The organism is Aquipseudomonas ullengensis (assembly GCF_014174475.1).
GTDB lineage: Bacteria > Pseudomonadota > Gammaproteobacteria > Pseudomonadales > Pseudomonadaceae > Aquipseudomonas > Aquipseudomonas ullengensis.
In genome coordinates, this window is sequence record NZ_JACJUD010000004.1 from 562,392 (window position 1) to 583,255 (window position 20,864).

The window sequence follows — 20,864 nt, forward strand, 5'->3', positions numbered from 1 at the left end:
AAAGAAGAAACCTGAACCATGGCCACTATCCACGTAGACGGCAAAGATTTCGAAGTCGACGGTGCGGACAACCTGCTGCAGGCCTGTCTGTCCCTCGGACTCGACATCCCCTACTTCTGCTGGCACCCGGCGCTCGGTAGCGTCGGGGCTTGCCGCCAGTGTGCGGTGAAGCAGTACAGCGACGAAAACGACACCCGTGGTCGCATCGTCATGTCGTGCATGACGCCTGCCACCGACAACACCTGGATCTCCATCGACGATGAAGAATCCAAGGCGTTCCGCGCCAGCGTTGTCGAGTGGCTGATGACCAACCACCCGCACGACTGCCCGGTCTGCGAGGAAGGCGGTCACTGCCACCTGCAAGACATGACGGTGATGACTGGCCACAACGAGCGCCGTTATCGCTTCACCAAGCGCACCCACCAGAACCAGCAGCTCGGCCCGTTTATCTCCCACGAGATGAACCGCTGCATCGCCTGCTACCGCTGTGTGCGCTACTACAAGGATTACGCTGGCGGCACCGACCTGGGCGTCTATGGCGCGCACGACAACGTGTACTTCGGCCGCGTCGAAGACGGCGTGCTGGAAAGCGAGTTCTCCGGCAACCTGGTCGAGGTCTGCCCGACCGGCGTATTCACCGACAAGACTCACTCCGAGCGCTACAACCGCAAGTGGGACATGCAGTTCGCCCCGAGCATCTGCCATGGCTGCTCCAGCGGCTGCAACACCAGCCCGGGCGAGCGCTATGGCGAGATCCGTCGTATCGAGAACCGCTTCAACGGCGACGTGAACCAGTATTTCCTCTGTGACCGCGGCCGTTTCGGCTATGGCTACGTCAACCGTGAAGACCGTCCGCGCCAGCCGCTCTTTGGTAACGAAAAACTTGGCCTGGACGCCGCCCTGGACAAGGCCGCCGAGCTGCTCAAAGGCAAACGCGTGATCGGCATCGGTTCGCCACGCGCCAGCCTGGAAGGCAACTTCGCCCTGCGCGAGCTGGTTGGTGAGGCCAACTACTACAGCGGTATCGCCGCTGCCGAGCTGGACAACCTGCGCCTGATCCGCGACATCCTGCAGAACGGCCCGCTGCCGGTGCCGACCCTGCGCGAGGTAGAAAACCACGACGCGGTGTTCGTCCTCGGTGAAGACCTGACCCAAACCGCTGCACGCCTGGCCCTGGCCCTGCGCCAGACGGTCAAGGGCAAGGCCACTGAAATCGCCGCCTCGATGAAGATCCAGGACTGGCACATGGCAGCCGTGCAGAACGTCGCCCAAGACGCCCTGCACCCGCTGTTCATCGCCAGCGTCACCCCGACCCGCCTCGACGATATCGCCGAAGCCTGCGTGCACGCTGCCCCGGCCGACCTGGCGCGTATCGGTTTCGCCGTAGCCCACGCCATTGACCCGAGCGCCCCGGCCGTGACCGGCCTGGATGCCGACGCAGCCGAGCTGGTACAGCTGATCGCCGACGCCTTGCTGGGCGCCAGGCGCCCGCTGATCGTCTCCGGCGCCTCACTGGGCAGCAAGGAACTGATCGAGGCCGCGGCCAACATCGCCAGCGCGCTGAAAAATCGCGAGAAGAACGGCTCCATCAGCCTGGTAGTCCCGGAAGCCAACAGCATGGGCCTGGCCCTGTTTGGCGGCGAGTCGCTGGACGCCGCTCTGGAAGCCCTGACTGCCGGCCAGGCCGACGCTGTGATCGTGCTGGAAAACGACCTGTACCGCCGCGCCGACGCTGCCCAGGTAGACGCCGCCCTGGCTGCGGCCAAGGTAGTGATCGTCGCCGATCACCAGCAGACCGCCACCACCGCCAAGGCCCACCTGGTGCTGCCAGCTGCCAGCTTCGCCGAAGGCGACGGCACCCTGGTCAGCCTGGAAGGCCGCGCCCAGCGCTTCTTTCAGGTATTCGAGCCGAGCTACTACGACAGCAACATCCTCGTGCGTGAAGGCTGGCGCTGGCTGCACGCGCTGCACAGCACCCTGCAAGGCAAGGGCGTGGACTGGACCCAGCTGGACCAGGTCACCGCCGCCTGCGCCGCCAGCAACAGCGTATTGGCCGGCATCACCGGTGCCGCGCCAAGCGCCTCGTTCCGTATCAAGGGCCTCAAGCTGGCCCGTGAACCGCTGCGCTACAGTGGCCGTACCGCGATGCGCGCCAACATCAGCGTGCACGAGCCGCGTCAGCCGCAGGACCAGGACTCGCCCTTCGCCTTCTCCATGGAAGGCTATTCGGGCAGCCAGGAAGACCGTCAGCAGATCCCGTTCGCCTGGTCACCAGGCTGGAACTCGCCGCAGGCCTGGAACAAGTTCCAGGACGAAGTCGGCGGCCATCTGCGTGCCGGCGATCCGGGCGTACGCCTGATCGAAGCCAAAGGCGCTGCCCTGTCCTGGTTCACCGTGGCTGCAGCGTTCAACCCGGCTCAAGGCACCCTGCAGGTCGTGCCGCTGCACCATCTGTTCGGCAGTGAGGAAACCTCCTCGCGCGCCGCACCGATCCAGGAGCGCATTGCCCAGCCGTACGTGGCCCTGGCCAAGGCCGAGGCTGATCGCCTGGGGGTCAACGACGGCGCCCTGCTCGCCCTGACCGTCAACGGCCAGGTGCTGCGCCTGCCGCTGCAGATCAACGAAGACCTGGCCATCGGCCTGATCGGCCTGCCGGCTGGCTTGCCAGGCATCCCGGCAGCCATCGCCGGTGCCCTGGTGACTAGCGTTCAGGAGGCCGCACAATGATGAGCTGGCTCACTCCTGAGGTGGTCGACGTACTGATCGCCGTGCTCAAGGCCATCGTTATCCTGCTGGTAGTGGTGATCAGTGGCGCGCTGCTGAGCTTTGTCGAACGCCGTCTGCTCGGCTGGTGGCAGGACCGCTACGGTCCGAACCGCGTCGGCCCGTTCGGCATGTTTCAGATCGCCGCCGACATGTTGAAGATGTTCTTCAAGGAAGACTGGACGCCGCCGTTCGCCGACAAGACGATCTTCATCCTGGCGCCGATGATCGCCTTCGCCGCCATGCTGATGGCCTTCGCGATCATCCCGATCACCCCGACCTGGGGCGTGGCGGACCTGAACATCGGCATCCTGTTCTTCTTCGCCATGGCCGGCCTGTCGGTGTATGCGGTGCTGTTCGCCGGTTGGTCGAGCAACAACAAGTTCGCCCTGCTCGGCGCCCTGCGTGCCTCGGCGCAGACCGTGTCCTACGAGGTGTTCCTGGCCCTGGCGCTGATGGGCATCGTCGCTCAGGTTGGCTCGTTCAACATGCGCGATATCGTCGATTACCAGGCCGAACACCTGTGGTTCATCATTCCGCAGTTCTTCGGCTTCTGTACCTTCTTTATCGCTGGCGTCGCCGTGACTCACCGTCACCCATTCGACCAGCCGGAAGCGGAGCAGGAGCTGGCCGACGGTTACCACATCGAATACGCCGGGATGAAATGGGGCATGTTCTTCGTTGGCGAGTACATCGGCATCGTGACCATTTCGGCGCTGCTGGTGACCCTGTTCTTCGGCGGCTGGCACGGTCCGTTCGGCATCCTGCCGCAGATCCCGTTTATCTGGTTCGCCCTGAAAACCTGCTTCTTCATCATGATCTTCATCCTGCTGCGCGCCTCGATTCCGCGCCCACGGTATGACCAGGTCATGGCCTTCAGCTGGAAGTTCTGTCTGCCGCTGACCCTGATCAACCTGCTGGTGACCGGCGCAGTTGTGCTGGCTACGGCCCAGTAAGGAGTAATAGCGATGATCAAATATATCTGGGACGTGGTGCATGGCACCTGGACCCAACTGCGCAGCCTGGTGATGGTGTTCAGTCACGGCTTCCGCAAACGCGACACCCTGCAGTACCCAGAAGAGCCGGTGTACCTGCCGCCGCGCTACCGTGGCCGGATCGTGCTGACCCGCGACCCCGACGGCGAAGAGCGCTGCGTGGCCTGCAACCTGTGCGCCGTGGCCTGCCCGGTCGGCTGCATCTCGCTGCAGAAGGCCGAGACGCCGGACGGCCGCTGGTACCCGGATTTCTTCCGCATCAACTTCTCGCGCTGCATCTTCTGCGGCCTCTGTGAAGAAGCCTGCCCCACCACCGCAATCCAGCTCACCCCGGATTTCGAGATGGGCGAGTACAAGCGCCAGGACCTGGTGTACGAGAAGGAAGACCTGCTGATCAGCGGCCCGGGCAAAAACCCGGACTACAACTTCTACCGCGTTGCCGGTATGGCCATCGCCGGCAAGCCGAAAGGCGCCGCGCAGAATGAAGCCGAGCCGATCAACGTCAAAAGCCTGCTGCCCTAAGGAGAGGACATGGAATTCGCTTTCTACCTCGCTGCGGGCGTTGCCGTGGCTGCCACTGTTCGGGTCATCACTGCGAGTAATCCGGTGCATGCCCTGCTCTATTTGATCCTCTCGCTGCTGGCCGTGGCCATGACCTTCTTCGCCCTCGGCGCGCCGTTCGCCGGGGCCCTGGAGATCATCGTCTACGCCGGCGCCATCATGGTGCTGTTCGTCTTCGTGGTGATGATGCTCAACCTTGGCCCGGCTGCTGCCGAGCAGGAAAAGAAATGGCTGACGCCCGGTATCTGGACCGGCCCGGCAATTCTCGCCGCCATCCTGCTGGGTCAACTGCTGTATGTGCTGTTCCAGGCTCCGAGCGGCGCCTCCATAGGTCTGGTGACCGTGGATGCCAAGGCCGTCGGTATTGCCCTGTACGGCCCTTACCTGCTGGCCGTCGAGCTGGCCTCGATGCTGCTGCTGGCCGCGCTGGTCGCCGCCTACCACCTGGGCCGCCACGAAGCTAAGGATGCAACGCCATGAATGCGATTCCTCTGGAGCACGGCCTGGCCCTGGCCGGCGTGCTGTTCAGCCTGGGGCTGGTCGGCGTGATGGTGCGCCGCAACATCCTGTTCATCCTGATGAGCCTGGAAGTGATGATGAACGCCACCGCCCTGGCCTTCGTGGTCGCCGGCAGCCGCTGGGTGCAGCCTGACGGGCAGATCATGTTCATTCTGGTGATCACCCTGGCAGCCGCCGAGGCCAGTATCGGCCTGGCGATCCTGCTGCAACTGTATCGTCGCTTCCACACCCTCGATGTCGACGCTGCCAGCGAGATGCGCGGATGAACCTTCTATTTTTGACATGTCTGTTCCCGCTGCTTGGCTGGTTTCTCCTGGCCTTCTCCCGCGGACGTTTCTCGGAAAACCTCTCGGCGCTGATCGGCGTCGGCTCGATCGGCCTATCGGCGCTGACCGCTGGCTGGGTGATCCTGCAGTTCAACCTCAACCCGCCGGCGGGTGGTGTGTTCACCCAGGTGCTGTGGCAGTGGATGAGCGTCGACGGTTTCGCCCCGAGCTTCACCCTGTATCTGGACGGCCTGTCCGTGACCATGCTCGGCGTGGTCACCGGTGTCGGCTTCCTGATCCACCTGTTCGCCAGCTGGTACATGCGTGGTGAAGAGGGTTACTCGCGCTTCTTCGCCTACACCAACCTGTTCATCGCCAGCATGCTGTTCCTGGTGCTCGGCGATAACCTGCTGTTCCTCTACTTCGGTTGGGAAGGCGTGGGGCTGTGCTCGTACCTGTTGATCGGCTTCTACTTCAAGCACACGCCCAACGGTAATGCCGCGCTCAAGGCGTTCATCGTTACCCGGATCGGCGACGTGTTCATGGCCATCGGCCTGTTCATCCTGTTCCTGCATCTCGGCACCCTGAACATCCAGGAGCTGATGGTGCTGGCGCCGCAGAAGTACGTGGCCGGTGATGCCTGGCTGTGGGTCGCCACCCTGATGCTGCTTGGTGGCGCGGTCGGTAAATCTGCCCAGCTGCCGCTGCAGACCTGGCTGGCTGACGCCATGGCCGGCCCGACCCCGGTTTCCGCGCTGATCCACGCGGCAACCATGGTGACCGCCGGCGTCTACCTGATCGCGCGGACCCACGGCCTGTTCCTGCTGACCCCGGACATCCTCGAACTGGTCGGTATCGTCGGCGGCGTGACCCTGGTGCTGGCCGGTTTCGCCGCCCTGGTGCAGACCGACATCAAGCGCATCCTCGCCTATTCGACCATGAGCCAGATCGGCTACATGTTCCTCGCCCTCGGCGTTGGCGCCTGGGACGCGGCGATCTTCCACCTGATGACCCACGCCTTCTTCAAGGCCCTGCTGTTCCTCGCCTCCGGTGCGGTCATCAACGCCTGCCACCACGAGCAGAACATCTTCAAGATGGGCGGCCTGTGGAAGAAACTGCCGCTGGCCTACGCCAGCTTCATCGTCGGCGGTTCGGCTCTGGCTGCACTGCCGCTGATCACCGCCGGTTTCTACTCCAAGGACGAAATCCTCTGGGAAGCCTTCGCCAGTGGCCACCAGTGGCTGCTGTACGCCGGCCTGGCCGGTGCCTTCCTGACCTCGATCTACACCTTCCGCCTGATCTTCATCGCCTTCCACGGCGAGCAAAAAACCGAAGCCCACGCCGGTCATGGCGTTGCCCACTGGCTGCCGCTGAGCGTGCTGATCGTGCTGTCCACCTTCATCGGCGCGCTGATCACGCCACCGCTGGCTGGCGTGCTGCCGCAAAGCGTCGGCCATGCCGGTGGCGAAGCGCAGCACAGCCTGGAAATCGCCTCGGGGGCCATCGCCCTGGCCGGTATCCTGCTGGCCGCCCTGCTGTTCCTTGGCAAGCGCAGCTTCGCCACGGCCGTTGCGCAAAGTGGCCCGGGGCGCTTCCTGTCGGCCTGGTGGTTCGCCGCCTGGGGCTTCGACTGGCTTTACGACAAGCTCTTCGTGCAGCCCTATCTGCTGGCCTGCCGCCTGCTCGCCCGTGACCCGCTGGACCGTGGCATCGGCCTGATTCCGCGCCTGGTACGCGGCGGCAACGCCCTGCTCGCTCGCAGCGAGAACGGCCAGATCCGCTGGTACGCCACGTCCATCGCCGGGGGCGCCGTACTGGTGCTCGGCCTGCTGCTGATTCTGAATTAAGGAAAACCAACCGTCATGATTCTGCCCTGGCTAATCCTGATCCCCTTTATCGGCGGCCTGCTGTGCTGGCAAGGCGAGCGCTTCGGCAACACCCTGCCGCGCTGGGTCGCCCTGCTGACCATGGGCCTGCTGTTCGGTCTCGGCCTGTGGCTGTGGGCCACCGGCGACTTCAGCCTGGCCCCCGCACCCGGCGCCGAGCCCGCCTGGGCCCATGAATTCAAGGTGCAGTGGATCGCCCGCCTGGGCATCAGCATCCACCTGGCCATGGACGGTCTGTCGGTACTGATGATCGCCCTCACCGGCCTGCTCGGCGTGCTGTCCGTGCTGTGCTCGTGGAACGAGATCCAGAACCGCGTCGGCTTCTTCCACCTCAACCTGATGTGGATTCTCGGCGGCGTGGTCGGCGTGTTCCTCGCCATGGACCTGTTCCTGTTCTTCTTCTTCTGGGAAATGATGCTGGTGCCGATGTTCTTCCTCATCGCGCTCTGGGGTCACAGCGGCAGCGATGGCAAGACCCGCATCTATGCCGCCACCAAGTTCTTCATCTTCACCCAGGCCAGCGGCCTGATCATGCTGGTGGCCATCCTCGGCCTGGTGTTCGTCCACTTCGACCAGACCGGCGTGCTGACCTTCAACTACGCCGACCTGCTGAAGACCCAGATGAGCAAAGGCACCGAGTACCTGCTGATGCTCGGTTTCTTCATCGCCTTCGCGGTGAAGTTCCCGGTCGTGCCGTTCCACTCCTGGCTGCCGGACGCCCACGCCCAGGCGCCCACCGCCGGTTCCGTGGACCTGGCCGGTATCCTGCTGAAAACCGCCGCCTACGGCCTGATGCGCTTCGCCCTGCCGCTGTTCCCGCATGCCTCGGCCGAGTTCGCGCCGATCGCCATGTGGCTCGGCGTGTTCGCCATCATCTACGGTGCCCTGCTGTCGTTCGCCCAGACCGACATCAAGCGCCTGGTGGCTTACTCCAGCGTCTCGCACATGGGCTTCGTGCTGATCGCCATCTACTCCGGCAGCCAGATCGCCCTGCAGGGCGCAGTGGTGCAGATGATGGCCCACGGCCTGTCGGCAGCCGCACTGTTCATCCTCTGCGGTCAGCTCTACGAGCGCCTGCACACCCGCGACATGCGCGAGATGGGCGGTATCTGGGCACGCATGCCCTGGCTGCCAGCCATCAGCCTGTTCTTCGCTGCCGCTGCGCTGGGCCTGCCGGGCACCGGTAACTTCGTTGGCGAATTCCTGATCCTGATCGGCAGCTTCAAGGCCGCACCCTGGGTCATCGTGCTGGCCGCTACCGGCCTGGTGTTCGGTTCGGTCTACTCGCTGGCCATGATCCACCGCGCCTACTTCGGCCCGGCCAAAGCGGAAACCGCCCTGCCCGGCCTGAAACCGCGTGAACTGAGCATGGTGCTGGGCCTGGCCGTGCTGCTGATTCTGCTCGGCGTCTACCCGCAGCCGGTGCTCGACACCTCTGCCGCCACCATGTCCGGTGTGCAGCAGTGGCTCGGTGGCGCCCTCAATCAACTCGGTAAGTAGTGCCATGCAACTGACGACTCAACACTTCATCGCCCTGCTACCACTGCTGATCACCAGTGCCACCATCGTGGTGGTGATGCTGGCAATCGCCTGGAAACGCCACCACTCCTGGACCTTCGCCCTGTCGGTACTGGGGCTCAACCTGGCGCTGCTGTCGATCATCCCGACCCTCAAGGTGACGCCGCTGGCGGTCACCCCGCTGCTGCTGATCGATAACTTCGCCTGCTACTACATGGCGCTGGTGCTGGCGGCGACGCTGGCCTGCGTGACGCTGATCCACGCCTACCTGGGCGGCGAATCAGGCAAGGGCTATCCGGGCAACCGCGAAGAGCTGTACCTGCTGATGCTGCTGTCCGCCGCCGGCGGTCTGGTACTGGTCAGCGCGCAGCATCTGGCGGGCCTGTTCATCGGCCTGGAACTGCTGTCGGTACCGACCTACGGCATGATCGCCTACGCCTTCTTCAACAAGCGTTCGCTGGAAGCCGGCATCAAGTACATGGTGCTGTCGGCCGCCGGTAGCGCCTTCCTGCTGTTCGGCATGGCCCTGCTCTACGCCGAATCCGGCAGCCTGAGCTTCGCCGGCATCGGCGCCAAGTTGGCCGCCGACGGCCTGCCGAGCATGCTGGCGCAGATCGGCATCGGCATGATGCTGATCGGCCTGGCCTTCAAGCTGTCGCTGGTACCGTTCCACCTGTGGACCCCGGACGTCTACGAGGGCGCCCCGGCACCAGTGGCGGCGTTCCTGGCCACCGCCAGCAAAGTCGCGGTGTTCGCCGTGCTGCTGCGCCTGTACCAGATCTCCCCGGTCACCAGCGGCGGCTGGCTGAACGAGCTGCTGACGATCATCGCCATCGCCTCGATCCTCTTCGGCAACCTGCTCGCCCTGCTGCAGAGCAACCTCAAGCGTCTGCTCGGTTATTCGTCCATCGCCCACTTCGGCTACCTGCTGGTGGCGCTGATCGCCAGCAAGGGCCTTGCCGTGGAAGCGGTCGGCGTGTACCTGGCGACCTACGTGCTGACCAGCCTCGGCGCGTTCGGTGTGATCACCCTGATGTCGACGCCCTACAGCGGCCGCGACGCCGACGCCCTGTACGAGTACCGCGGCCTGTTCTGGCGCCGCCCGTACCTGACCGCCGTGCTGACCGTGATGATGCTGTCGCTGGCCGGTATTCCGCTGACTGCCGGCTTCATCGGCAAGTTCTACGTGGTCGCCGCCGGCGTGCAATCGCAGCTGTGGTGGCTGCTCGGCGCCCTGGTACTGGGTAGCGCCATCGGCGTGTTCTACTACCTGCGCGTGATGGTCACCCTGTTCATGGTCGAGCCAAACCTGCGCCGCCACGACGCGCCGTTCAACTGGGGCCAACGCGCCGGCGGCATCATGCTGTTGTTCGTTGCCCTGCTCGCCTTCTTCCTCGGCGTGTACCCCCAGCCGCTGCTGGAGCTGGTGCAGCACGCAGGCCTGGTGGCCATCGCCCCGTAAGCCTGACGCAGCAATGAAAAACCCGGCCACAGCCGGGTTTTTCTTGCCCGTAATAAAGCGCTAGGGCAAACGCACGGTACGCTTGCCGCTCTTGTAGATGTCCCAACTGGCAATGAACAGCGCGGCGATCAGCGGGCCGATGACAAAGCCATTGAGACCGAACAGGGTCAACCCGCCCAGGGTCGAGATCAGCACCAGGTAATCCGGCAGGTGCGTGCCCTTGCCCACCAGCACCGGGCGTAACACGTTATCCACCAAGCCGATCACCAGTACCCCGAACAGCACCAGGGTAACGCCCTGCCAGATCGCATCGGTCATCAGCAGGTAGAGCGCAACCGGCCCCCAGACCAGGCCACAGCCCACCACCGGCAGCAGGGACAGAAACGCCATCAGCACGCCCCAGAGCAAGGGGTTGGATATCCCGAGGAACCAGAAAATCATCCAGCCCAGCGCGCCCTGCACCGCCGCCACGACCACATGGCCCTTGACCGTGGCCCGCACCACACGGGTGAACTTGATCTGCAGGCGGCGCTTGAGGGTATCCGCCAACGGGATCGAGACTCGTACCGCGCGCGCCAGCTCCGGCCCGTCGCGCAGGAAGAAGTACAGCAGATAGAGCATCAGGAAAAAGCCGATGACGAACTGGAAGGTGTTCTGGCCGATGGCAAAGGCCTTGGTCGCCAGGTACTCACTGCCCTGCAGGGCACTACGGACGATGCGTTCACTCATGCTGTCGAGGTTGCTCAGCCCGAGGCGCGCCATTTGCCGCTGCAGCACGTCGGGCAACAACGCCTGGGCCTGAATCACGTAGCGCCCGATGTTCAGCTCGCCACTCTCCACCCGCTGGTAGACCTCGCTGCCCTCATTGATCAGCATCAGCGTGATGATGCTCATCGGCAGAATCGCCACCAGCAAGCAGACCGCCAGCGTCACCAGGGCCGACAGGTTGCCGCGGCCACCGAAGCGCAACGCCAGGCGCCGTTGTAGCGGGCCGAACAGAACCGCCAGCACCACCGCCCAAAATACCGCGCCGTAGAACGGCAGCAGAATCCAGGCGAACGCCAGCGTCACGCAGGCCAGCAGGACCAGAAACCCTTTGTGCTCGACACGAGGAGAGAACATGCGCGTAACCGATGTGGTGGGCTGTTCCTTGATTAGTCCCCAGCGGGCCGGGCAAGTGCGAGTGATTTCAGCGGCCACAAAAAAGGCGCCGAAGCGCCTTTATGCAATCGCATCAACTCAGATGCGGAACTGACGCACCAACGCGCCCAGGCGCTCGCCCAGGCCCGCCAGATTGCGCGAGGTCTGCGCCCCGTGGTGGGTTTCCTCGGCCACGCTTTCCACCGCTGTGGCGATCTGGTGCACGCTGCGGTTGATCTCCTCGGCCACGGCGGTCTGCTCTTCGGCCGCGCTGGCGATCTGCGCGTTCATCGCATTGATGGTGCCGATCAATTGGGCAATCGCATCCAGCGAGGCGCCCGCCTGGTTGGCCTGTTCGCTGGTCACATCGCCGGCATCGCTGGAGCGGCGCATGGCGGTCACCGCGCTCTGGGTGCCCTGCTGCAGGCGATCGATCATGCCCTGGATTTCCTGGGTGCTCTGCTGGGTACGGCTGGCCAGCGCACGCACCTCGTCGGCCACCACGGCAAAGCCGCGTCCCGCTTCACCGGCACGGGCAGCCTCGATAGCGGCGTTAAGGGCCAGCAGGTTGGTCTGTTCGGCGATGGAGCGAATCACGTCGAGCACACTGACGATGGACTGCACGTCCTGCTGCAGGCTGTCGAGGGATTGGCCACTGGTGCGGATATCCACCACCAACGCATGAATACGCTCGATGCTGCCATCCACTACGCGCTTGGCTGCCTGGCCTTCGTGGTCAGTCTGCTGCGCCGCTTCGGCAGCGCCCTGGGCGCTCTTGGCCACTTCATGGGCGGCGGCGGACATTTCGTTGATTGCCGTCGCCACCTGGTCGGTTTCGCTGCGCTGGCGCTCCATGGCCTGCTCGGAGCGCTGCGCCTGATCAGCCACCTCACCCACCAGACCGGTCAGTTGCGTGGTCAGTTCGGCAATCTGGCGCACCAGGCCATGCACCTTCTCGACAAAACGGTTGAACGAGCCCGCCAGTTGGCCGAGCTCGTCATCGCTGGTGACCTGCAGGCGCCGGGTCAGGTCACCCTCGCCGGCGGCGATATCGTCGAGGTTGTCCTTGATCCGCTGCAGCGGACGCAAAAAGGCGTTGCTCAGCGCCAGGCCGGCAATGCCGAAGACCACCAGCATCAACGCGGCAATCACCGCGACGCTGGTGAGAATGGTGCTGATGCGCTCATCGATCGCTTCCTGCACCTCGGCGACCTGGGCCTCGATGCCATCCAGGTTGACCGCCGTGCCCACCGCCATGTCCCACTTCGGCAGGTAATAGCTGTAGGCCAGCTTGGGAACCAACACGCTTTCATCGGTCGGCAGCGGCGAGCTGTACTCCACGAAATTGGAACCATCCTTGGCCACCCGCACCAGTTCGCGGTTCACATAGACGCCATTGGGGTCCTTGCGATCGGCCAGGCTCTTGCCCACATCCACCGGGCTGCTGCCGCGAAACAAGCGCACCACGTTGGAATCGTGACCGAAGAAGTAGCCGTCCTTGCCGTATTTGATCTTTGCCAGGATGGCGATGGCCTGCTCGCGGCTGGCCATGTCACCGCTGCTGGCGGCTTCGTACAGGCTGTTCACCGAGCCCAGGCCGATCTGCATGAAGTTCTCCAGCTCCTGCCGGCTTTCCTTGAGCAGGCGCTCGCGGGTTTCGCTGATCTCATCCTGTGCCAGATCGAGCAAAATCTTGGCGGCCGCGCCGCTGAGAATCAGCGCGAAGAGGATCACCGGCAGCAGTGCCAGCAACAGAACTTTTGTTTTTAGAGTCAGGCGCATTACAGATCCTCGTAATACCAGGCAGGAGCGTGAACCAGATTGTCGTTATATCGACCGTTCCACCCATAGCTTAAGCGACCGGGCAGTCAGGGAAATGTAGTCACAGCCTTCTCTCAGCGATAGATCGTAGGGTTTCGCGGGTTTCTAGGGTGGCTGCAAATTTGTGCGGAATTCTGAGCAAAGCGTGCATAATTCTTGCCTGTAGTTTTGACAGCTTCATTTAACTCTCCAGTAGCCGCCAATTGGGCCACCGCGCGCATCAAGTCTGCCCGCGGCGCACCGATATAGAGCTAGTAGTCTGACGAAGAAGGCCCTGCCCATGCTGTCCTCCCGCTTCTCCATCCAGTGGAAGATCACCCTCCTCGCCGGGCTCTGCCTGGTTGCCATCGTCACGCTGCTGGTGGGCTCCTCGCTCTACCAATCGCAGCACAGCGCCGAGCTGGTGAAAGGTTCCAGTTCGAGCATGCTCGAAGAATCTGCCCGCCTGCGCATGGCCGGCCGGGGTGAATTGCAGGGTATCCGCATCCAGCGCTACTTCATGGACGCCTACCAGTACGGCAACGGTTTTTCCCGCCAGGTGCTGTTCCTCAAGGACCAGGCCGAGAAGCGCTTCCTCGATGCCTTCGACCTGCGCGAGGACCTGACCCGCCAGGTGCGCACCGCCCTCGACGCCAACCCCAACCTGCTCGGCCTGTACGTGGTGTTCGAAACCAACGCCCTGGATGGCAAGGACGAGCTGTTTGCCGGCCAGAGTGAACTGGGTAGCAACGACAAGGGGCGCTTCTCCCTCTACTGGTCGCAGAGCACCCCGGGCCAGCTCGAAGCCGAGCCGATGAACGAAGACCTGCTTGCCGACACCACCGCAGGCCCCAGCGGCGCGCCCTACAACGCCTGGTACACCTGCCCGCGCACAACCGGAAAACCCTGCGTGCTCGACCCTTATTTCGATGACATCGGCGGCCAGCAGGTGCTGATGACCAGCATCGCCTTCCCGCTGGAGCAGAACGGCAAAATCATCGGCGTGCTTGGCCTGGATATCAGCCTGGCCAGCCTGCAGCAGCTCAGCGTCAGCGCCAACAAGGAGCTCTACAACGGCGAAGGGCATGTCAGCATCATCAGCGCCGCCGGCCTGCTGGCCGGTAATAGCCGCGACGCCAGCCTGCTGGGCAAGCCAGCGATCCAGGCCTACCCGGAGCACAGCAGCGAACTGGTAAGCCTGGTCGGCTCTGGCACCTCGCAGTTCCTCGAACACGACAGTATGCTGCGCGTGCTCGAGCCGCTGCTGCCGATCCCCAACGCCAAACCCTGGGCCGTGCTGCTGGAAGTGCCGAAGAAGACCCTGCTCGGCCCCGCCCTAAAGCTCGAACAGCAACTGGATGAGCAGCGCACCGGCGACACCCTGTTCAGCCTGGTACTGGCTCTGATTGCCATCCTCTGCGGCGTGCTGCTGATGTGGCTGACCGCCCGCGGCGTGACCCGGCCGATTCTCGAAGTCGCCAGCATGTTGCAGAACATCGCCAGCGGCGAAGGCGACCTGACCCGCCGCCTCGAATACAGCAAGGCCGACGAACTGGGTTCGTTGGCCGGCTGGTTCAACCGTTTTCTCGACAAGCTGCAGCCGATCATTGCCGACGTGAAACACTCGGTGCAGGACGCACGCAGCACCGCCGACCAGTCTTCCGCCATCGCCAACCAGACCAGCGCAGGCATGCAGCAACAGTTCCGCGAAGTCGACCAGGTGGCCACCGCGTCCCAGGAAATGAGCGCTACCGCCCATGACGTGGCCAACAGCGCCGCACAGGCCGCCGATGCGGCTCGCGGCGCCGATGCCGCGACCCGCGATGGCCTGGCGGTTATCGATCGCACCACCCTGTCGATCGAGCAACTGGCCAGCGAATTGAGTTCGGCCATGCAGGAAGTCGAAGGCCTGGCCAGCAGCAGCGAGAAGATCGGCTCGGTACTCGAAGTGATCCGCGCCATCGCCGAACAGACCAACTTGCTCGCCCTCAACGCCGCCATCGAAGCCGCCCGCGCCGGCGAGGCCGGGCGCGGCTTCGCGGTGGTCGCCGACGAGGTACGCAACCTGGCCAAGCGCACCCAGGATTCGGTGGAGGAAATCCGCCAGGTGATCGAAGGCCTGCAGAACGGCACCCGCGAAGTGGTCAGCTCCATGCACAGCAGCCACAAGCAGGCCCAGGGCAGCGTCGAGCAGGTCGAACAGGCCGTCACCGCACTGCGCCGCATCGGCGATGCGGTCACCGTGATTACCGACATGAACCTGCAGATCGCCAGCGCCGCGGAAGAACAGAGCGCGGTCGCCGAGGAGATCAACCGCAACGTGGCGAGCATTCGCGATGTCACCGAGACGCTCGCCGGCCAGGCCGATGAGTCTGCGCAAGTCAGCCAATCGCTGAACCGCCTGGCCAACCACCAGCAGGGCCTGATGGACCAGTTCCGCGTCTGACCGCCTCAGCCTGGCGCCTGATCGCGCCAGGCTGACCTGTTCCGTCCCCATCCCTGGCGCCGCCGCCCTTGCCGCGCCGTAGAGCGCTCGCTAGTCTCTGCGCCAGTCTTCCCACGAGAGTTTCCGCATGCTGAATATCGTTCTGGTCGCCGGGTCCAGCCGCCGCGACAGCCAGTCGGCCAAGGTCGCCAACTTCCTCCGCCAACGCCTCATCGAACTGGACCTGGGCAGTGCCTCCAGCACCAGTGTGATCGACCTCGGCGCGCAGCCGCTGGCGCTCTGGCCCAGCGACGAGCAAGGCCCGTGGAGCGACTACCAGCAGCGCCTGCAAGCCGCCGACGCCGTGGTGGTGATCGCCCCCGAGTGGAATGGCATGGCCGCCCCGGCGATCAAGAACTTCTTCCTGTATGCCAGCAAGTTTGAGCTGGCGCACAAGCCCGCCCTGCTGGTGGGCGTGTCCTCCGGTATCGGCGGCGCTTACCCGATCAGCGAACTGCGCGCCTCCGGCTACAAGAACTGCCGCCTTGGCTACCTGCCCGAGCACCTGATCGTGCGTAACGTCACAGCCGTCCTCAATGACGGCCCTGCCGCCAATGAGGACGATCAGCGCATCCGCGCCCGCGTCGATTACGCCCTGGATATCCTCGGCAAATATGGCGTGGCCCTGAAGCCGGTGCGCGAATCGATCGACCTGAATGTCGCGGCCTTCGCCAACGGCATGTGACAGAAGCAGCCGGTCATCTATCGGACTGCTGTCCTCTGAATAAAAAACGCCGCGGCTCGTGACCGAGCCGCGGCGTTTTTTCTGGGCCGAACAAACACGGCTCCTACGGCTACGGCGCCCTATCAGCGCTGCGGCAACTCGATAGCCACGCGCAAACCACCCAGGGGGCTGTCCTGCAACAACAGCCGACCGCCCCAGGCGTCAACCATGTCGCGCACGATCCCAAGCCCCAGGCCATGCCCGGCGACCTGCTCGTCCAGGCGACTGCCCCGTGCCAGAACCTCGTCACGCAACTCGCTGGCAATACCGGGCCCGTCATCATCGACGCACAGGTGATAGCCCGCAGACCCTGCAACGACGCTCAGGCGCACCTGGCTATCCGCCCACTTGCAGGCGTTATCCAGCAGATTGCCAAGCAGCTCGAGCAGATCTTCGCGATCCCACGGCAGACTCAGGCCCGGTGCAGCTTGCCAATCCAGCAGCAGGCCACGGTTGTGGATCATTCCCAGGGTGGAAAACAGCGCCAGCAACTCTTCGGCACAGTCGAAATGCGCACCGGGCAGTACATCGCCAGCCAACCGCGCGCGCCCCAGTTCCCGCGCCAGGCGCTGTTCGATCTGCGCCAGTTGCTCACCCAGCGTCGAGCGCAATTCGGCATGGGCCTGCAACTCCTCGCGGTTGGCCAGGCTGACCAACACCGCCAAGGGCGTCTTAAGGGCATGGCCGAGATTGCCGAGGGCATTGCGCGAGCGCTTGAGGCTGTCCTCGGTATGCGCGAGCAGGCGGTTGATCTGTGCCACCAGCGGTTCCAGCTCCAGTGGCACGACGCTGTCCAGCTCGTTGCGTCGTCCCTGCTGCAGTTGCGCGATCTGCTGGCGTACGCGCTCCAGCGGACGCAGGGCCGCGCGCACGGTGTAGCGCTGCGCCAGGAGAATCAGCAACAAGGCGCCCCCACCGAACCCCAGGGCCAGCCATTGCAGACGGCGGAAGTTTTTCAGGATCGGCGTGTAGTCCTGCGCCACGCTGATCGAGAAGTGCTGGCCAAAGCGCTGATAATCGGCGCGATAGACCAGCAGATGCTGCCCCCTCGGCCCGTCACCCAGCTCTGGCTGCAGGCCGGCATTGGCGGGGTGTTGCAGGTCACGATCCCAGAGTGAGCGCGAGCGCCAGGTCTGCTCGGCAAAGTCGATACGAAAGTAATGCCCGGAAAAGGGACGACTGAACGACGGATCGACCCGACGCTCATCCAACTGCACACCATTGGGCCCGCGCACGATGGCCACCAGCAGGCTCTGCGCCTCATCCTTCAGGCCATCCTGGAGGAACTGCCGCAGGCCATTGTCGAACAGCATCAGGCTGCCCTGGACCAGCGCCAGGCCGACGACCAGCAGCACACCACCCAGGCCAAGACTCAGGCGGCGCTGGATCGACCTCACCCGGCCACTCCACTAAAACGATAGCCCTGGCCACGTCGGGTCTCAATCACTTCGCGACCCAGCTTGCCGCGCAGCCGATTGACGTGAACCTCCAGGACATTGGAGTCACGCTCGGTCTCCCCGTCGTAGAGGTGCTCGGCCAGCTGGCCCTTGGACAGGATCTGCCCCGCGTGCAGCATGAAGTAACGCAGCAGGCGGAATTCGGCAGCCGTCAGCTCGATCGTCTGGCCATCGAGGGCCACACATTGCCGCGCCTCATCCAGCTGCAGGCCCGCCGCCTCCAGCTGTGGCTGATTGGCCAGACCATGGGCACGGCGCAACAGCGCCTGGATGCGCAAGGTCAGTTCCTCGGGATGGAATGGTTTGGTCAGGTAATCATCGGCGCCGGCCTTGAGGCCATCAATGCGCTCGGCCCAGGAGCCCCGGGCCGTGAGAATCAGCACCGGCGTTGCCTGGCCGGCCGCGCGCCATTCCTGCAATACCTCCAACCCCGGCCGACCAGGCAGGCCAAGGTCAAGGATGATCAGGTCATAGGGCTCCGTCGCCCCCTGATAAGCGGCATCGCGGCCATCGGCGAGCCAGTCGACCGCGTAGCCCTGCTTACCTAATCCTGCGACCAGTTCGTCGGCCAGGGGTACATGATCCTCAACCAGCAACAGACGCATCAGTCCTCCAGTTCATCCTTGAGTATGCGGCCATCATGGGCGCTCACTTCCAGCTCACGCACCACGCCATCAATCAGCAGCTCGATCTCGTAAACATAGGTATCGTCTTCTTCCTCCAGCTCGGCCTCCAGCAGCGTCGCCCCGGGGTAACGAGCCAGGGCGGGCTGCATCAATTGCTCAAGCGGTTGGATCACGCCATCCTGACGCAGGCGTAGCGCTTCGTCCTGGTCCAGGTCACGGGCCTGCGCCTGAAGCGCAAGCACCGCGAGAACCAGTACGACGATGCCGCTATAACGTGCCACGAATTTCATCAGTCATCCTGGTGATCTTTGAGAACCTGACCAGTGCTGGCATCCAGTTCAAGGTCCCATTGCACGCCCTGCGCATCACGCAGCTCGACCTGGTAGATGTAGCGGCCGTATTCCTCTTCCAGCTCGGTCTCTTCGACCTTGCTGCCCGGGTGCTTGGCCAAGGCCGCCTGGTTAAGTTTTTCGAACGATTGCACGGTACCGGCATCACGCAGCTTCAGCGCCTCATCCGGCCCCAGGTCGCGGGCCTGAGCCATGTTTGCAGCAGTGGCCAGGGTAGCGAGGGCAAACAGAGTAGTCAGCTTTTTCATCAGGGTATCTCCTTGGAAAACGTGGTGTGTTTCTACGGAATCCAAGATACCCAGGCCGTCTTAACTCAAACTGAATTCATTTACAGGCCTTCCCAAAGCAGGGCGCAGATGCATTATTCACGCGCTGAAGCCGCTTGGCCTGACTGATTGCGCCTCTATAATCGCTGCTTCGTTTTACGGAGACCAGCATGACCGCCATCCAGATCAAGTCCCCAGCCCTCAGCCTGCGTGCCGGCAAACGCGCCCTCGCGCGCATTCGTGAACGTGGCCTGCAGCCAGCCGACGTCGGCATCCTGCCCGGCGCCGCGGGAGGCCCGAAGGGCTTGGGTATTCAAGGACTGGACCTGGCATTGTTCGGCGACTGGCTACCCAGGGCGCCACGCGAGCGCACGCTGATTGGCGCCTCCATCGGTTCCTGGCGCTTTGCCAGTGCCTGCCTGCCGGATGCCTGTGCAGGGATCCGCCGTCTGGGAGAGCTCTACACCAGCCAGCGCTTTGCCAAGGGCGTGACCATGGCCGAGATCTCCCGCAGCTGCGTGGAGCTACTCAATGCACTGCTCGCCGACCAGGACGAGGCGCTTCTGTCCAACCCGCTGTATCGCCTGAACATCGTGGTAGTAAAGAGCCACGGCCTGCTGCGCCATGACCACCGCGGCGCACTCAGCCTGGGATTGTCTTCGGTGATCGGTAACAACCTGCTCAACCGCAGTCGCCTCAATCGCCACTTCGATCGGGTGATCCTGCATGACGCCCGCCAGGCCCCACCGCTGGCCGCACTCAACGACTTCCGCTCGCACTTCCACACCCTCGATACCAGCAACCTGCGCCAGGCGCTTCTGGCATCCGGCTCGATTCCCATGGTGATGGAGGCCATCCGCGAAATTCCGGGGCTGGAACCTGGCGCCTACCGTGACGGTGGCCTGCTCGACTATCACCTCGACCTGCCTTACGACACCGATGGCGTGGTGCTCTACCCGCACTTCACCGACAAGGTTATTCCAGGCTGGTTCGACAAGGGCCTCCCCTGGCGCCGCGGCAATGCCGAGCGCCTGCAGGATGTGCTATTGCTAGCACCTTCCCGCGAGTACCTGGCCACCCTGCCCCACGGCAAACTGCCCGATCGCAGCGACTTCAAGCGCTACCTTGGCGACGACAATGGCCGCGAACGCTACTGGCGCCAGGCCATGGCCGAAAGCACTCGACTGGGAGACGAATTTCTCGAACTCGTCGAAAGCGGTCGTCTGGGTGAACGCTTACAAGCACTGTAAAGCGTCAACGCCACTCATAGCCTGAGCGACGCCATCGAAGGAGTAACTGGTAAACTGCACGCCGTTTCGTGCCGTGCCACGACCCTCCATTTCAGAGCGTCAGATCTTGGAACTCTTCAAAGAATTCACCTTCGAATCCGCCCATCTCCTGCCCCACGTACCAGCTGGCCACAAGTGCGGCCGCCTACACGGGCATTCCTTCCGCGTCGCGGTTTATATCGAAGGTGAAGTAGACCCCTATACCGGCTGGATTCGCGACTTTTCCGAGATCAAGGCGATCTTCAAGCCGATCTACGACCTGCTGGATCACAACTACCTGAACGATATCGCCGGACTGGAAAACCCCACCAGCGAGAACCTGTCCAAGTGGATCTGGCAGCAACTCAAACCCTTGCTGCCAGAGCTCTCGCGCATTCGCGTGCACGAGACCTGCACAAGCGGATGCGAATACCGTGGCGATTGATTAGACCTAGAATGCAAAAAGCCACCTACGGGTGGCTTTTTTATGAGCGCTATATAGGCAAGGCATGCTTGCCTAGAAAGGCCGCCTTGGCTTTTTCGCCCCCAAAAGCCAACCCCCCAACCCGTTTACACGGATTGGGGGTTTGGGGATAGGAGCTTGACGATGACCTACTCTCACATGGGGAAACCCCACACTACCATCGGCGATGCGTCGTTTCACTACTGAGTTCGGGATGGGATCAGGTGGTTCCAACGCTCTATGGTCGTCAAGCAATTCGTTTGCTGTTTCGGTGTTTAGTCGCAACAGCTAATTGGGTATGTGATATCGGTGCAC

Annotated in this window: 18 protein-coding genes and 1 rRNA gene; 12 read left to right on the forward strand and 7 right to left on the reverse strand. The window is 63.5% G+C overall.

The genetic code is table 11. The features are described from left to right. The first annotated feature begins 18 nt into the window (after positions 1-18). Genes nuoG through nuoN form a run of 8 tightly spaced genes read left to right on the forward strand, consistent with a single transcriptional unit; the run spans position 19 to position 9,970 of the window. On the forward strand, positions 19-2,727 hold the full coding sequence (gene nuoG, locus H3H51_RS15000; protein ID WP_183089850.1) for an NADH-quinone oxidoreductase subunit NuoG: 2,709 nt from the start codon (positions 19-21) through the stop codon (positions 2,725-2,727). Beyond that, entirely contained in the window at positions 2,727-3,719 is a 993-nt protein-coding gene (gene nuoH / locus H3H51_RS15005; protein ID WP_183089897.1) for an NADH-quinone oxidoreductase subunit NuoH, read from the forward strand. The genes nuoG and nuoH overlap by 1 nt, the downstream gene beginning before the upstream one ends. 12 nt (positions 3,720-3,731) lie before the next feature. Next, positions 3,732-4,280, forward strand: coding sequence for an NADH-quinone oxidoreductase subunit NuoI (gene nuoI / locus H3H51_RS15010; RefSeq protein ID WP_183089851.1), 549 nt, complete (start codon positions 3,732-3,734; stop codon positions 4,278-4,280). Between the two features lie 9 nt (positions 4,281-4,289). Beyond that, the gene (nuoJ, locus tag H3H51_RS15015; RefSeq protein WP_183089852.1) at positions 4,290-4,799 is read left to right on the forward strand and encodes an NADH-quinone oxidoreductase subunit J; all 510 of its coding nucleotides are present in this window, start codon (positions 4,290-4,292) and stop codon (positions 4,797-4,799) included. Further along, positions 4,796-5,104, forward strand: a complete 309-nt coding sequence (gene nuoK, locus H3H51_RS15020; protein WP_183089853.1) for an NADH-quinone oxidoreductase subunit NuoK — start codon at positions 4,796-4,798, stop codon at positions 5,102-5,104. Before nuoJ ends, nuoK begins: the two co-directional genes overlap by 4 nt. Further along, complete coding sequence (nuoL, locus tag H3H51_RS15025) at positions 5,101-6,951, forward strand: NADH-quinone oxidoreductase subunit L (protein WP_183089854.1); 1,851 nt, start codon at positions 5,101-5,103, stop codon at positions 6,949-6,951. The genes nuoK and nuoL overlap by 4 nt, the downstream gene beginning before the upstream one ends. A 15-nt stretch (positions 6,952-6,966) precedes the next feature. Continuing rightward, positions 6,967-8,490: an NADH-quinone oxidoreductase subunit M gene (gene nuoM, locus H3H51_RS15030; protein WP_183089855.1), complete on the forward strand. Its 1,524-nt coding sequence runs from the start codon at positions 6,967-6,969 to the stop codon at positions 8,488-8,490. A 4-nt stretch (positions 8,491-8,494) separates the two neighbouring features. Further along, positions 8,495-9,970 (forward strand): NADH-quinone oxidoreductase subunit NuoN, encoded by a 1,476-nt coding sequence (nuoN, locus tag H3H51_RS15035; RefSeq protein ID WP_183089856.1) that lies wholly within the window; start codon positions 8,495-8,497, stop codon positions 9,968-9,970. Between the two features lie 60 nt (positions 9,971-10,030). On the opposite strand, the gene H3H51_RS15040 is transcribed toward nuoN, so the two are convergent. Then, the gene (locus H3H51_RS15040; RefSeq protein WP_183089857.1) at positions 10,031-11,092 is read right to left on the reverse strand and encodes an AI-2E family transporter; all 1,062 of its coding nucleotides are present in this window, start codon (positions 11,090-11,092) and stop codon (positions 10,031-10,033) included. A gap of 117 nt (positions 11,093-11,209) precedes the next feature. After that, complete coding sequence (locus H3H51_RS15045) at positions 11,210-12,892, reverse strand: methyl-accepting chemotaxis protein (RefSeq protein ID WP_183089858.1); 1,683 nt, start codon at positions 12,890-12,892, stop codon at positions 11,210-11,212. Between the two features lie 319 nt (positions 12,893-13,211). Between H3H51_RS15045 and H3H51_RS15050 the strand changes: the two genes are divergently transcribed. Together H3H51_RS15050 and H3H51_RS15055 are read left to right on the forward strand one after the other, a co-directional pair. Beyond that, positions 13,212-15,356 carry a methyl-accepting chemotaxis protein gene (locus H3H51_RS15050; RefSeq protein ID WP_183089859.1) on the forward strand — a complete coding sequence of 715 codons (2,145 nt, stop codon included), beginning with the start codon at positions 13,212-13,214 and terminating at the stop codon, positions 15,354-15,356. Positions 15,357-15,483: 127 nt separating this feature from the next. Next, on the forward strand, positions 15,484-16,080 hold the full coding sequence (locus H3H51_RS15055; protein ID WP_183089860.1) for an NADPH-dependent FMN reductase: 597 nt from the start codon (positions 15,484-15,486) through the stop codon (positions 16,078-16,080). 122 nt (positions 16,081-16,202) lie between these two features. Here H3H51_RS15055 and H3H51_RS15060 read toward each other — a convergent pair whose 3' ends face one another. From H3H51_RS15060 to H3H51_RS15075, 4 genes are read right to left on the reverse strand one after another with little or no spacing between them, the layout of a single operon-like run. Beyond that, a complete protein-coding gene (locus H3H51_RS15060) occupies positions 16,203-17,516 on the reverse strand; it encodes a sensor histidine kinase (protein WP_183089861.1) in 1,314 nt (437 codons plus the stop codon). Beyond that, on the reverse strand, positions 17,513-18,181 hold the full coding sequence (locus H3H51_RS15065) for a response regulator transcription factor (RefSeq protein ID WP_183089862.1): 669 nt from the start codon (positions 18,179-18,181) through the stop codon (positions 17,513-17,515). The genes H3H51_RS15060 and H3H51_RS15065 overlap by 4 nt, the downstream gene beginning before the upstream one ends. After that, positions 18,181-18,492, reverse strand: coding sequence for a PepSY domain-containing protein (locus tag H3H51_RS15070; protein ID WP_183089863.1), 312 nt, complete (start codon positions 18,490-18,492; stop codon positions 18,181-18,183). Before H3H51_RS15070 ends, H3H51_RS15065 begins: the two co-directional genes overlap by 1 nt. Then, the gene (locus tag H3H51_RS15075; RefSeq protein WP_183089864.1) at positions 18,492-18,800 is read right to left on the reverse strand and encodes a PepSY domain-containing protein; all 309 of its coding nucleotides are present in this window, start codon (positions 18,798-18,800) and stop codon (positions 18,492-18,494) included. Before H3H51_RS15075 ends, H3H51_RS15070 begins: the two co-directional genes overlap by 1 nt. Before the next feature lie 188 nt (positions 18,801-18,988). On the opposite strand from H3H51_RS15075, the gene H3H51_RS15080 reads away from it, so the two are divergent. Beyond that, on the forward strand, positions 18,989-20,068 hold the full coding sequence (locus tag H3H51_RS15080; RefSeq protein WP_183089865.1) for a patatin-like phospholipase domain-containing protein: 1,080 nt from the start codon (positions 18,989-18,991) through the stop codon (positions 20,066-20,068). 106 nt (positions 20,069-20,174) lie between these two features. Continuing rightward, the gene (gene queD, locus H3H51_RS15085; RefSeq protein WP_183089866.1) at positions 20,175-20,531 is read left to right on the forward strand and encodes a 6-carboxytetrahydropterin synthase QueD; all 357 of its coding nucleotides are present in this window, start codon (positions 20,175-20,177) and stop codon (positions 20,529-20,531) included. A 154-nt stretch (positions 20,532-20,685) separates the two neighbouring features. Here queD and rrf read toward each other — a convergent pair. Further along, a 5S ribosomal RNA gene (rrf, locus tag H3H51_RS15090) occupies positions 20,686-20,801 on the reverse strand. Positions 20,802-20,864 lie beyond the last annotated feature (63 nt).